Source organism: Janthinobacterium violaceinigrum, assembly GCF_009208555.1.
GTDB lineage: Bacteria > Pseudomonadota > Gammaproteobacteria > Burkholderiales > Burkholderiaceae_D > Janthinobacterium > Janthinobacterium violaceinigrum.
In genome coordinates this window covers 95,436-108,515 of record NZ_WFLI01000008.1, presented here as the reverse complement: position 1 = coordinate 108,515, position 13,080 = coordinate 95,436, and the positions used below count along the sequence as shown (strand labels likewise).

At 61.3% G+C, this 13,080-nt stretch carries 9 protein-coding genes and 4 tRNA genes; 10 read left to right on the top strand and 3 right to left on the bottom strand.

Features of this window, described 5'->3' with window-relative positions:
• Window positions 1-17 precede the first annotated feature (17 nt).
• On the top strand, window positions 18-1,031 hold the full coding sequence (locus tag GCN75_RS09245) for a D-2-hydroxyacid dehydrogenase family protein (protein WP_152282266.1): 1,014 nt from the start codon (window positions 18-20) through the stop codon (window positions 1,029-1,031).
• Between the two features lie 38 nt (window positions 1,032-1,069).
• Here the strand turns inward: GCN75_RS09245 and GCN75_RS09240 are convergent, their stop codons facing one another.
• Complete coding sequence (locus GCN75_RS09240) at window positions 1,070-1,843, bottom strand: L-asparaginase (RefSeq protein ID WP_152255926.1); 774 nt, start codon at window positions 1,841-1,843, stop codon at window positions 1,070-1,072.
• Window positions 1,844-2,019: 176 nt separating this feature from the next.
• On the opposite strand from GCN75_RS09240, the gene GCN75_RS09235 reads away from it, so the two are divergent.
• Window positions 2,020-2,505, top strand: a complete 486-nt coding sequence (locus GCN75_RS09235) for an asparaginase domain-containing protein (protein ID WP_034781194.1) — start codon at window positions 2,020-2,022, stop codon at window positions 2,503-2,505.
• Between the two features lie 521 nt (window positions 2,506-3,026).
• Complete coding sequence (locus tag GCN75_RS09230; protein WP_152282265.1) at window positions 3,027-5,759, top strand: TonB-dependent receptor; 2,733 nt, start codon at window positions 3,027-3,029, stop codon at window positions 5,757-5,759.
• 149 nt (window positions 5,760-5,908) lie between these two features.
• Here the strand turns inward: GCN75_RS09230 and GCN75_RS09225 are convergent, their stop codons facing one another.
• Both GCN75_RS09225 and dinB read right to left on the bottom strand, forming a co-directional pair.
• On the bottom strand, window positions 5,909-6,805 hold the full coding sequence (locus GCN75_RS09225; protein WP_034754435.1) for a recombination-associated protein RdgC: 897 nt from the start codon (window positions 6,803-6,805) through the stop codon (window positions 5,909-5,911).
• Window positions 6,806-6,923: 118 nt separating this feature from the next.
• Window positions 6,924-8,108, bottom strand: a complete 1,185-nt coding sequence (gene dinB, locus GCN75_RS09220; RefSeq protein WP_152282264.1) for a DNA polymerase IV — start codon at window positions 8,106-8,108, stop codon at window positions 6,924-6,926.
• A gap of 181 nt (window positions 8,109-8,289) precedes the next feature.
• Between dinB and GCN75_RS09215 the strand changes: the two genes are divergently transcribed.
• The 7 genes from GCN75_RS09215 to GCN75_RS09185 all read left to right on the top strand — a co-directional run bounded on the left by GCN75_RS09215 (window position 8,290) and on the right by GCN75_RS09185 (window position 13,072).
• Window positions 8,290-10,449, top strand: coding sequence for a S9 family peptidase (locus GCN75_RS09215; RefSeq protein ID WP_152282263.1), 2,160 nt, complete (start codon window positions 8,290-8,292; stop codon window positions 10,447-10,449).
• Window positions 10,450-10,548: 99 nt separating this feature from the next.
• Window positions 10,549-10,624, top strand: a tRNA-Val gene (locus GCN75_RS09210).
• Between the two features lie 54 nt (window positions 10,625-10,678).
• A tRNA-Asp gene (locus tag GCN75_RS09205) sits at window positions 10,679-10,755 on the top strand.
• 228 nt (window positions 10,756-10,983) lie between these two features.
• Window positions 10,984-11,059: transfer RNA gene (locus GCN75_RS09200), tRNA-Val, on the top strand.
• A gap of 56 nt (window positions 11,060-11,115) precedes the next feature.
• Window positions 11,116-11,192: transfer RNA gene (locus GCN75_RS09195), tRNA-Asp, on the top strand.
• Between the two features lie 159 nt (window positions 11,193-11,351).
• Complete coding sequence (locus GCN75_RS09190; RefSeq protein WP_226941220.1) at window positions 11,352-12,455, top strand: hypothetical protein; 1,104 nt, start codon at window positions 11,352-11,354, stop codon at window positions 12,453-12,455.
• Complete coding sequence (locus GCN75_RS09185) at window positions 12,446-13,072, top strand: ABC transporter ATP-binding protein (protein WP_152282262.1); 627 nt, start codon at window positions 12,446-12,448, stop codon at window positions 13,070-13,072. Before GCN75_RS09190 ends, GCN75_RS09185 begins: the two co-directional genes overlap by 10 nt.
• Window positions 13,073-13,080 lie beyond the last annotated feature (8 nt).

Sequence of the window (13,080 nt, the reverse complement as noted above, 5' to 3'; positions counted from 1 at the left end):
AAAATCGGCCATCCACCATGAAAATTGCCATACTCGATGATTACCAGGATGCCGTGCGCGGCCTCGATTGCTTTCAGTTGCTCGATGGACATGAGGTCAAAGTGTTCAGCAATACGGCGCGGGGCCTGGGCCAGCTGGCGATCCGCCTGGCGCCGTTCGATGCGCTGGTGCTGATCCGCGAACGCAGCAGTTTCAACCGGGCCTTGCTGTCGAAACTGCCGAATCTGAAACTGATTTCGCAAACGGGCAAGGTCAGCGGACACATCGACGTGCCGGCCGCCAACGAACTGGGCATCGCCATCGCGGAAGGCATCGGGTCGCCCACGGCGCCGGCCGAACTGACGTGGGCGCTGATCATGGCGGCGCAGCGCAAGATCGTGCCGTACGCGCAACATTTACAGGAAGGGCTGTGGCAGACGGCGTCGCTGGAGCCGGCGCGCAACACCCTGGGCACGGTGCTCAAGGGGCGCACCCTGGCGATCTGGGGCTACGGCAAGATCGGGCAATTGATCGCCGGCTATGGCCGCGCCTTCGGCATGAGCATCCTCGTGTGGGGCAGCGAAGCGAGCCGCGCGGCGGCCGTGGCGGCCGGCGATACGGCAGCGGTATCGCGCGAGGCATTTTTTGCACAGGCCGACGTGCTGACCTTGCACCTGCGGCTGTCCGACGCCACGCGGGGCCTGGTAACGGCCGAGGACCTGGCGCGCATGAAACCAACGTCCCTGTTCGTCAACACGAGCCGCGCCGAGCTGGTCGCCGATGGCGCGCTGGAAGCGGCGCTGCCGCAGGGACGCCCGGGCGCCGCCGCGCTGGACGTATTTACGGACGAGCCGCTGCCGCCCGGCTCGCCATTGCTGCTGCTGCCGAACGTGCTGGCCACGCCACACCTGGGCTACGTCGAGCGTGACAGTTATGAACTGTATTTCCGCTACGCCTTGCAAAACATCGTCGATTTTGCGCAAGGCCAATGCACGCGCCTGCTCAATCCCCAGGTGCTGCAGCATGCGCGGCAAACGCCGGAGAACACCTGAGCAAACCTGCTGCGCGCACAACGGTTTTGTCAGGCGTTTCAGGAGCGCTGAAAACCCTTCAGCAGGTCCGGCTCGCCCGTGATGCCGATGGCCGGCGCGGGCAGCACGTGCCGGCCGCGCCACAGGCCGGCCCAGCCGGGCGGCCAGGCGATCTGCGGCCCTGCATACGGCGCCACGCCGGCGCGTACGGCAACCACCGGCACGGGCGGCATGTCGGGCAAGGGGCCACCGTCGCTGCGCTGCATGTCCAGGCTGTACATATAATCGGGCAACAAGGCATCGCAGACGCGGCCAAACCACTCGCTATGGTCGTCGTCGCGCCCCAGCGCCTGCGCCAGCCCCTGCGGGTCGAAACGGGCCAGCGCATCGATCAGCTCAGCAGTGGAGGCGCCCGGCGTATCGCCCCAGCCCATCACGGGGTTGACGTTGTAATCGGCGCCCGAACCGTACCACCCCTCGCGCCAGGGCCGCTGCATCCAGTCGCGCGGCCCCGTAAACAAATGCCAGCGCCAGTGCAGGCCCGACGGTTTCGGCCAGGAATACAGATACAGTTTCTGGTAACCGGCCTGATGCAGCTCGCGCACCATGGCCATCAGGCGCGCGTGCGGCATGCGGTCGGGCGGCGCGCGGCGAAACAGGATTGCTTCGCCATCGGCAAACTGCACGTCGTCGGTCGACAGGTTCAAGTCCAGGGTGCGCGCTTCGCTGCCGAAACGGGCGGCGATCCAGCCCGTCAGCAAATTGACGGACGTGATCACCCCGTAGCCGCGGTGGCGGTGAAAAATGACGGTGCCGGGAGCGAGCGCTTTCATACGGAGTCGGGGCGATAGGCAAACAAAGAAACCAGTGTACTCACAGATGGCCGGATTTTCCAGATGCGGCGCAAGCGCGGGGCAACAAGCACGTCCCCATCTGCAGCGCCATTCACGCAACGGTGCCAATCCACGATATCATGCGCGTCATTCTCCACTGACATCGTGACCACATCATGACTTTGCGCATACTCGCCACTGGCGGCACTTTCGACAAGCACTACAACGAATTGAACGGTACCCTGGGCTTTTCCGACAGTCATTTGCCGGCAGCGATAGCCCGCGCACGCATGACGGCACCCGTGGCGCTGGAGCAATTGCCCCTGCTGGACTCGCTCGACATGCAGGATGCAGACCGCCAGCGCGTGCTGGCCTCGTGCCGCGCGGCACAGGAAAAAGCCATCGTCATCATCCACGGCACCGATACCATGCGCGAAACGGCGCAAGTGCTGGGCGCAGCCAACCTGCAGCAAACGGTGATTTTGACGGGCGCCATGATTCCCTACGAAATCGACAACTCCGATGCCCTGTTCAACCTGGGCTTTGCCTGCGGCGTGGCGCAAACCTTGCCCGCCGGCGTGTACGTGGCCATGAATGGCCAGATCTTTGCCTGGGACAATGTGCAAAAGAACCGCGCCGCCGGCGTATTCCAGCCCTTGTAAGCCAATAGCTGGCAGGGCGCAAACGGCAGACCGGCATACGCCCTGACTGACGCGCCGTCACAATTCCACAAGCCCGTTTTCAACGGGCTTTTTTTACGTTTTTTCACCTGTCACAAATTCTGCGAGGCAACAGTTTTCATCGAATTATTGTAGGTAAAACATCGAATTGCCAATACAATAATTTTATGTTGTAAAAAAACACCATTAAACATTTTTAAAAACATCGATATCAATAAATATAAAACTGTCATTTAACAATTAAATTGAACATTCTTCTGTATCCATAATTTATTGCCAAATCCGACACGGTTGAGGTGCATTTTTCCTTGCTGAGACGACATAATGTTTGCCTCGACAAGTCAAAAGTGCATTTATAACAATATTGCGCTAAGTAGTCTTCCACCTCCCACCGACGTGGTTCCGCCTACCGTACACGCCTCCGCTGGCCATCTATCCGATGGCTTCATCGGTGCTCGTGTACTGCTTGTCGTTATTAAAACTACTACGGAGTAATTGTTACAATGGCATTTAAAGAAAAAATCGGCGTACGCAGCGTACGCCTGGCCCTGACCGTACTGGCAGGTAGCGTCTTGTTCTCTGGCCAATCCATGGCGGACGAAGCAATTCAAAAAGTTGAAATCACCGGTTCGAGTATCAAGCGTATCGCTGTCGAAGGCGCCTTGCCCGTGCAGCGCCTGTCGCAAGAAGCGATCGCCAAATCGGGCGCCACTTCGGTAGCCGACCTGATCCAGGCCCTGCCTGCCATGCAAGGCTTCACCATCGGCGCCGTCGCCGCTGGTTCGAATTCGGGCGGCAATACCAGTGCATCGCTGCACGGCATTGGCGAAACCTACACCCTGGTGCTGTTGAACGGCCGCCGTATCGCGCCACAAGGTTCCGGCACCACGGTCAACCTGAATGCCATCCCGATGAGCGCCGTTGAGCGCGTCGAGATCCTGACCGACGGCGCTTCGGCACTGTACGGCTCGGACGCCATCGCCGGCGTAGTCAACTTCATCCTGAAGAAAAACCAGCAAGGCGCCACCCTGGAGGCCACCTACGGCGGTCCGGAAGACAAGGGCGGCAACGCCTGGAATACCAGCGTCACCTATGGTTTCGGCGACCTGGAAGAAGACCGTTTCAACGTGCTGATTTCGTACCGCCACGACGAGCAGTCGAAACTGAAAGCGACCGATCGCACGTTCGCCGATAGCTCGTACCTGAAATTCGCCCGCAACGGCAAGAACTACCTCTGGGACCGTACCAGCACCTCGGCTGCACCAGCTGGCGCCACCGTTGCCTATAACAACCCGGATAGCAAGTCGACCGCATTCACGCCTTACCTGTTGATGAACGGCGGATGCCCAGAAAACTCGTACAAGACCACCAGCAATGCACGCGCTTGCGGTTTCGACACCGGCTCCACCGTGGAAATCGTACCGCAATCGAAACGCGACAGCCTGTTCACCAAAGGCACGTACAAGCTGAACGACAACCTGAACGCGTTCGCTGAAGTCGCCTACTCGCGCTTCGACCTGACCGCGCGTATCGCCGCCAATCCGATCCCGATTTCGATCGCCAAGGACAGCGCGCTGTACAACACCTATGTGTCGCCATACCTGACGCCAGCGCAACGCGCCGATGTCAAATCGGTCACCGCCAACTACCGTACGACGGACTTCGGCCTGCGCGCCAGCAACACCATCACCGAAACCAAACACATGGTCGTTGGTGTGGAAGGCGAACTGGGCGCATGGAACTTCGAAAGCGGCCTGACCTGGTCGCAAAACGCGATCGACGAGCGCTACACGGGCGGCTACGCGAAAAACCAGGCGTTCAAGGATATGATCGCCAATCCGGAATTCAACCCGTTTGCGAGCAAGCAATCGGCTGCCATCCAGTCGCAAATCGCTGGCGCGCAATTCGTCGGTTCGATCCGTACCGCATCGACCACGATGCGCGGCGTCGACACGCACGGTTCGCGTGAACTGTTCGACCTGCCAGGCGGCAAGGCCAGCCTGGGTATCGGTGGTGACTACCGCACCTACCGCTATGAGCAGTCGCCAGACAGCAACGGCACGTCGAAGGATATCTACAACTTCAACACCTCGCCTGCCTACGACTTGAGCCGCGATACCTACGGCGCCTTCGTCGAGTTGCTGGCACCGCTGACCAAGTCGTTTGAAATGACCGTTGGCGGCCGTTACGATGCCGTCAAGGCGATCGATGACAAGCTGACCAACAAAACGGTCGGCAAGAAAGACAGCGCCAATACCTACAAGGTATCGGCACGCTGGCAGCCTGTACAAACCGTGCTGATCCGCGGTTCCTACGGCACGGGCTTCAAGGCGCCAAGCATGCTGGACATTGCCCAGCCACTGGTCAACGCCGGCTTTACTGCCAAGAAATTCGACTGCCCATACCCAGGTACCGCACTGTGCCGCGCAGAAGCGACGCAATACAACGCCGTATCGCAAGGCAATCCGGACCTGCAATCGGAAAAATCGAAACAGTTCACCCTGGGCTTCCGTGTCGAGCCTAGCGCGGCCTTCTCGTTCGGCGCCGACCTGTGGGATGTGAAACTGCGCAATGCCGTATCGGAAATCACCGAAGAGCAAGCATTTGCCGATCCGGTCAAGTACGCAACGAGCTTCACGCAATATATCGAACCGTCGACCGGCAATACCTACTACGCATTCAAGAAATTGTCGGTCAACATCGGCAAGAAGGAATACCGTGGTATCGACTGGGATCTGTCGGCCAACCACAAGTTTGACTTCGGCAAGCTGACCGCCCAATTGAGCGGTACGCACATGTTGCACGCTAACTACACCAAAGCCGGTAGCGACAATATCTACACCAGCAACATGAACTTCTTCGGCGACACCAACGAAGTCACGTTCCGCAACCTGATGAAGCTGACGACGACCCTGGATACGGGCCGCCTGAGCAACACGGTCACGGTCAACTACCGTAACGGCTACACCGATGCTGCCGCTACCGTGTACGACGTGGCAGCCCAAAAAGAAGAGAAAAACTTCCGCCTGCAAGTTCCGTCGTACACCACGTTCGACTGGCAAGCACGTTTCGCCTTTGACAAGCAAACCACGATCCGCGCAGGCATCAAAAACCTGTTCGACCGTGCACCACCGCTGTCGCTGCGCTCTTCGTCGGGCCACCAGATCGGTTTCGACCCACGCTACGCCGATCCAATGATGCGTTCGTTCTACATCACCGGCAACTACAAGTTCTAATTTGACGTCCTAAATTAGCTTGTCTGAAAAGCGCCTTGCACTTCACCGTGCAAGGCGCTTTTTTTATCTTCCTCGCATCGCCCTTCCTCGCATTATGCAGGCGAAAAAAAAGGAGCCTCAGCTCCTTTTCTTGTTACTGCATGACGTGCTTACGCCGTCGCTTCGCCGCCCAGCGCTTCGACCACGTCGGCCATCAGCTTGCTCAGCTCGCCCGTCATCAGCATCACGTCGCCGTCGAAACGCTCTTCGTCGTTCTTCGTGCTCGATTCCGTTTCCTTGATCACGTCCAGCGGCTTGACGCTCTTGATGGCCAGGGATTCCGTCAGCACGAACGAGATCTTGTCGTTCCACGTCATGGCCAGGCGCGTGCACTGCTTGCCGGCCGCGATGTGGCGGCGCACGTCGTCCGCTTCCAGGGTGTGGCGCACGTAGCGCACGGTGGCCTTGCTTTCGCCCGTGGCGCGCAATTCCGTGTCCATGTCCACCGTGAAGCCGGCCGGCGCGTCGTCCGCCTGCAGCCATTCCGTCATCACCGCCACGGGCGAGCGCTGCACGCGCAGGCTTTCCAGCGGCAATTTATCCACGGCTTTCAACAGCAGCTTGATGACTTCATCGGCTTTCGCCGGGCTGGCGGCATCGACCACCAGCCAGCCATTGACGGGGTCGATCCACGTCCAGACGTTGCTGCGGATGCTGAAGGCGCGCGGCAGCAGCTCGTCGGCCACGCGTTCCTTCAATTCTTTCATGGCTTTCTTGCCAGGCGCAAAGCCTTGCGCTTCTTCCATCTCGGCAGCGCGGGCCTTGGCCACCTGGTTGATGACGGTCGCTGGCAGCAATTTCTTTTCCGTGCCCAGCAAGATCAGCATCTGCTTGTTGACCACGTGGACCAGGCCGCCGTTCGGGCGTGGCGTATCCCAGCCCTGGCGCATCAGATCCATGCTGGTCGCCGGCGTAAATTTGTTCGAGGACAAGGCCTCTTCCAGTTGTTCTGGCGTATAAGCCCATGGTGCGGGCAGGCGGTAAATCTGAAGATTCTTGAACCACATAGTTTTTGTCTTCCGTTTGTTTCAGTAGTGCCAGGGGAACGCCATTCTACACTTTCGACACGGGAATGCCGTCAAAAGCGCGGACTGGCGCGGTGTTGTTGATGCGTGGGGAATGCCGCTACAGGGCGGGAAACAGCTCCGCCTGGGCCGGCGCCTGCCGCGTCGCGACGGCCGGATCGGACAAGGTCGAGATACGCACGCCCAGCAGGCGGATTTTCTTTTCAAAGGGCACGCGCCGCAGGCAATCGCGGCTGGCACGCAGGATGGCGGCCGCGTCCGCCGTGGCGCGGGGCAAGGTAATGTCGCGCGTGACGGTGCTGAAATCCTCGAAGCGCAGCTTGACGCCCACCGTGCGCCCCGCCAGCGACTGTTTGTCCAGGTCGCCCGCCACGCGCGTGCACAGGCTTTCCAGCTTTTCCGACAGGGTGGCGCGGTCGCGCACCACCTGCAAGTCGCGCTCGAACGTCGTTTCGCGGCTGACGGACTTGGTTTCCCGGCTCGTCTGCACGGGACGCTCGTCGATGCCCAGCGCCGCCTGGCGCAGCCAGCCCGTGTACAGGTCGCCGAACTGCGTGCGCAGCATGGCCATGTCGGCTTGCGCCAGCTGGCCGATGGTGACTATGCCCAGCGCTTCCAGCTTGGCCGTGGCTTTCGGCCCGATGCCGTTGATCTTTTTCGCCGGCAAGGGCCACACGCGCGTTGCGATATCCTCGGGCTGCAATATGGTCAAGCCGTCGGGTTTTTCCAGGTCGGAACAGATTTTCGCCAGCAATTTGTTGGGCGCCAGGCCGATCGAGCACGACAAACCCGTCGCCTCGAAGACGGCCGCCTTCAGCCGCGCCGCCATGGCCGGCGCCTGCTCGCCGTGTTCCGTCAGGTCGATATAGATTTCATCGATGCCCACGTTCTGGATGACGGGACACAGATGGGCCACGGCTTGCTTGAAGCGGGCCGAATATTCGCGGTACGCCTCGAAGTCGGCGGGCAGCAGGATGCTGTCGGGCGCCAGCTTGGCCGCCTTCATGATGCCCATGGCGGAAAACACGCCGAACGCGCGCGCCGCATAGGTGGACGTGGTGACGACCCCGCGCCCCACGTAGTCGCGCATGCGCGCAAACTGCCGCGTGCCGTCGGCTTGCAGCACGGGCTGCTGCAGGCGCCCGCCGCCGATGACGACGGCTTCGCCCCGCAATTCCGGATATTTCAGCAATTCCACGGAAGCAAAGAAGGCATCCATGTCCAGGTGGGCGATCCAGCGGCGCACGGCGGGTGCTTCGGCAAGTGTAGGGGCAGATGGAATCAAAAAACACCTCGCGGCGGATCGGCTTGCCTTCATTGCGGCAAGATACTGTGCATGCATACAGTATTACCGGAAATGGGCCAGGATGCAAGTTGAACCGCACGGGACCCGATGGCGGCGATCAGCGGTTGCTTTTCCCAATGGCAAGATTACAATCCTGACACAACTATTTAAAGGAGTTGCCTTGTCTACAGCACATCACGCCTTGCGCCGCCTGGCCGCCTGCTCATCCATCGTGCCGGCCCTGCTGCTGTCCACGCTGGCGCCATCCGCGCTGGCCGCCGACGCCCCCCTCGCTACCGCACCGGTGGCCGCCAAGACAGCCTGGCAGGAAACGCGCCACGGCACCGTCGTCACGGACGACTACCGCTGGCTGCAAAAGAAGACCGATCCTGCCGTGATCGATTACCTGAATGCGGAAAACGCCTATACGGCTGCCGTCACGGCCCCGATCCAGCCGCTGGCCGACAAGGTGTATGCGGAGATCAAGGGCCGCATGCAGGAAGTGGACCTGTCCGTGCCTGCGCGCCTGGGCAATTTCTACTATTACACGCGCACGGAAGCGGGCAAGCAGTATCCGCTCAATTGCCGCCGCCCCGTCGGCGCCGGCGGCGCCTATGATGCGCAGGCGCCCGAGGAAATCCTGCTGGACCAGAACCAGCTGGCCGAAGGCCAGAAATTCTTTGCCGTGCGCGCGTTTGCCATCAGCCCGAACGAGCAGTTGCTGGCCTACACCACCGACACGACGGGTTTCCGTCAGTACGAGCTGCACGTCAAGGATTTGAAGACGGGTAAATTGCTGACCGACAGCCTGCCGCGAGTTACCTCGCTGGCCTGGGCGGCGGACAATGCCACCCTGATGCTGACGCAGGAAGACGCCACCACCAAGCGCTCGGACCGCTTGTTCCGCCTGGCCCTGGGCGGTACGCCGCAACAGGTCTACCACGAACCGGTGGAGCAGTTTTCCATCGGGGTGGAGCGCACGCGCGACCGGCGCTTCTTCGTGCTCACTTCCGGCAGCACCGATACCAGCGAAGTGCTGCTGCTGCCGACCAGCACACCGAACGGCAGCTTCCGCAGCGTGCTGCCGCGCGAAAAAGGCCACCGCTATGGCATCGAACACCGCGACGGCCAGTTGTATATCGTCACCAACAAGGGGGCGAAGAACTTCCGCGTCGTCAGCGCGCCGCTGTCTGCGCCGCAGCCCAAAAACTGGACCACGCTGGTGCCGCACGACAAGGATACCGTCATTAAATCCATCGACGCCTTCCAGGGCTACCTGGTGGTGATGGAAAAGACGCGCGCCCTGAACCGCGCGCGCATCTACGATTTCGCCCATAAGAACTGGAAAACCGTGCAGTTCGACGATCCGGTCTACCTGGCCGCGGCGGCCGATACACCGGAATTTTCCGCTACGCAATTTCGCATGTCTTACCAGTCGCCCGTCACGCCGCCCACCGTCATCGACGTCAGCATGCAGGACGGCAAGCGCACGGTACTGAAGCAGCAAGCCATCGTGGGCGGCTACGACGGCAGCCGCTACACGACGCAGCGCCTGTGGGTGACGGCGCGCGATGGCGTGCAAGTGCCGCTGTGGATCGTCTACAAGAAAGGCGTCAAGCTCGACGGTTCAGCGCCGCTGCTGCTGTATTCCTACGGTTCGTATGGCATCTCGACGGAAGCGAGCTTTGGCCTGTCCCGCATCAGCCTGCTGGAGCGGGGCGTCATCTATGCGCAGGCGCATATCCGCGGCGGCACGGACATGGGCGAAGCGTGGCATGAAGACGGCATGCTGATGAAGAAGAAAAATACCTTCAATGATTTCATCGACAGCGCCGACTACCTGGTGCGCGAAAAATGGACGAGCCCGAACCGCCTCATCATCCAGGGCGGCAGCGCGGGCGGCCTGCTGATGGGCGCCGTCGTCAACATGCGCCCCGAGCTGTTCCATGCCGTGCACGCGGCCGTGCCGTTCGTCGACGTGATGAACACCATGATGGACGCCAGCCTGCCCCTGACCACGGGCGAGTACCTGGAATGGGGCGACCCGAACCAGAAGGCGGCCTACGACTACATGCTCAGCTACTCGCCCTACGACAACATTGCGCGCAAGAATTATCCGGCCATGCTGGTGACGACGGGCCTCAACGACAGCCAGGTCATGTACTGGGAACCGGCCAAGTATGTGGCCAAGCTGCGCGCGTATAAAACGGATGGCAATCCCTTGCTGCTGAAAACGAATATGGGCGCCGGCCACGGCGGCGCATCGGGCCGCTATAACGCCATCGCCGAAAATGCGTTCAATATGGCGTGGATGCTGTCGCAATGGAATATCACGGATTAATGTGAAAAAAGCGCTTGCACAAGGATTTCCGTCGTCCTATAATAGCGCCTCTTCCAGACGTGGTGACAAACGTCGGGATGGTTTTCTGAGACAAGCAATGGGTGCTTAGCTCAGTTGGTAGAGCGGCGCCCTTACAAGGCGTAGGTCGGGAGTTCGAGCCTCTCAGCACCCACCAAATCAGAAAACTGTCCAGTGCTTCATGGATCAGCAATACAGATCATACGAGCTTGGAGTGGTAGTTCAGTTGGTTAGAATACCGGCCTGTCACGTCGGGGGTCGCGGGTTCGAGTCCCGTCCGCTCCGCCAATAAAAGAAAAGCCCTTTGGTTCTCTGAACCGAAGGGCTTTTCCCATTTCCGGGCCACAAATGCGCCGGAAAAGGCATCATCCTCCCCGCACTTGAACATTTTTGCGCTTTTCAGCAAAAAAACTGCTTTTAGCCCCCAAGAATAGTTGCACAAGCAGGAAGGCGCCCCCTATAATAGTGCCTCTTCCAGACGTGGTGACAAACGTCGGGATAGTTTTCTGGGTATGCGGGTGCTTAGCTCAGTTGGTAGAGCGGCGCCCTTACAAGGCGTAGGTCGGGAGTTCGAGCCTCTCAGCACCCACCACCAAACAGAAAATTATCCAGTGCTTCATGGATCAGCAACACAGATCATACGAGCTTGGAGTGGTAGTTCAGTTGGTTAGAATACCGGCCTGTCACGTCGGGGGTCGCGGGTTCGAGTCCCGTCCGCTCCGCCAATAAAAGAAAAGCCCTTTGGTTCTCTGAACCGAAGGGCTTTTCCCATTGTGGAGTCAGACCCTCAACACCGCCAACGTCAAGCTCAACGCTAACTTCTCCGGGGGTCTGACCCCGGCTGTTAGAATCAGCGCTCTTGCCGACTCTGCCGCTCCTGCCTGATGCGCCTGCCCCGCAGTCTTTCCCCCTACCTCGCCTTGCGCTTGCGCCTGGCCCATCATGCTTCGCTGCAATTTGCCGCCAGCCTGGCCAGTTCCATGGAAATCCTCGTGTTCCTGGCCGGTCCCGTCCTGCTGGGCTTACTCAGCGTCATCGCCCTGCCCGGCTTTCTCGCCATGAGCCTGCCCTGGCCCGCCGCCCTGGGTATCGTCAGCGCGCAAGCCCTGCTGACCTGCCTGCCCGCCTGGCTGCTGCGCAAGCGGCTGCTGCCGGCCAGCATTGCCGCCTGGCTGCGCCAGCTGCCCTTGCCACGCCGCTTGCGCTGGCAAGCCGATATCGCCGTGGCCGGCCTGCTGATGCTGCCGCTGGGCCTCGCCTATGCCGTCTCGGCCGCCATCTGGCTGCTGCAGCCACCGCCCTGGCTGCGCCCCATTGCCGCGCCCGGCATGGCCGCCACCGTCGCCGCCTGGCTGCTGGCCTGGCTGCTGACGACGCTCATCGTGGCGCAGCACCTGCGCGCGCCGCGTCCCGCATCAAGGGCGCGCCCGCCCACGATGACCGCCTATGTGCCGCGGCTGCCCCGCTGGCGCACCGCATTCCTGTGGCGCCAGCTGTTCTGGCTGCCGTTCTGGCGCAACGAGAACGTGGTTGGCCGGCAGCAAAGCATCTTGCTGGCCGGCGCTGGCGCCAGCATGCTGGCCTGGCTGCTGCACGCGCCCCTCGTGCCCGCCCCCTTGCTCGGCTTGCTGGCCAGCGCCAGCCTCGTCATCGTGACGGACCGGGGCGACAAGGCCGTGCGCGAACAGATCGGCTTGCTGTCTCCATCGCTGAACGCCTGGCCCCTGGCCGGCAAGGCCTTGACGCGCCTGGCCTGCGCCGCCAGCCTGCTGCCCGCCTTTGCCGTGCTGCTCGGTGCTGGCGTCTTGCTGTACTGCATCGATCCAGCCGCCCTGCAGCGGCGCGTGACCAGCGTGTACGCCGTCACCGCCAGCGCAGCCCTGCTGGCCATCGTCGGCCTGCCCCGCCTGACGGCGCGGGGCCGCGTCGCCCTCGTCGTTTTCTCCATCCTTGCCTTGAGCGCCATCGGAAGCGAATTATGGAATTGACTGCCCCTACTCCCATGCTGCACGTCGAGCAGCTCGATTTCCACTTTGCCACGCACAGCGTGTTCCAGTGCTTCAACCAGCAATTCGGTCCCGGCATCACCTGGCTGCGCGGCGCCAACGGGGCCGGCAAGACTACCCTGCTGAAGCTGGCGGGCGGCGCCCTGCTGCCCGCGCGCGGGGCCATCCGCCTGAACGATATCGATAGCGGCGCCATGCCGCTGGCCTACCGCGCGCTTGCCTTCTATTGCGGCGGCGACGCGCCCGCCCTGCCCTGGCTGCAGGTGCACGAATTTCTCGACCTGCACCTGGCCCTGTATCCGGGCACCGACCAGGCCATGCTGAATGCAGAGCTGGGCGCATTTGCCATGACGTCGACCTTGCAGCAAAGCATCACCGCCCTGTCCCTGGGCCAGCACAAAAAGCTGCAACTGGCGCTGGCCCTCGCCTTGCCCGTGCGCCTGCTGCTGATCGACGAACCGTTCAATGGCCTCGATGCAGCTGCCATGGCCCACTTGCGCGCGCGCCTGGCCGAACCGGCCCGGCTGGCGCGCCAGTGCATCGTGCTGACCAGCCACCTGGCGCCGGACGTGCCGCTGGCGGCAACGGTGCAGCTGTGAAATAGGAC

Excerpts from the sequence above, each read along its gene's own strand:
- GCN75_RS09225 (WP_034754435.1), bottom strand. The coding sequence starts at position 6,805 with ATGTGGTTCAAGAATCTTCAGATTTACCGCCTGCCCGCACCATGGGCT.
- GCN75_RS09230 (WP_152282265.1), top strand. The coding sequence starts at position 3,027 with ATGGCATTTAAAGAAAAAATCGGCGTACGCAGCGTACGCCTGGCCCTG.
- GCN75_RS09245 (WP_152282266.1), top strand. The coding sequence starts at position 18 with ATGAAAATTGCCATACTCGATGATTACCAGGATGCCGTGCGCGGCCTC.
- GCN75_RS09190 (WP_226941220.1), top strand. The coding sequence starts at position 11,352 with ATGCGCCTGCCCCGCAGTCTTTCCCCCTACCTCGCCTTGCGCTTGCGC.
- GCN75_RS09240 (WP_152255926.1), bottom strand. The coding sequence starts at position 1,843 with ATGAAAGCGCTCGCTCCCGGCACCGTCATTTTTCACCGCCACCGCGGC.
- GCN75_RS09235 (WP_034781194.1), top strand. The coding sequence starts at position 2,020 with ATGACTTTGCGCATACTCGCCACTGGCGGCACTTTCGACAAGCACTAC.
- GCN75_RS09185 (WP_152282262.1), top strand. The coding sequence starts at position 12,446 with ATGGAATTGACTGCCCCTACTCCCATGCTGCACGTCGAGCAGCTCGAT.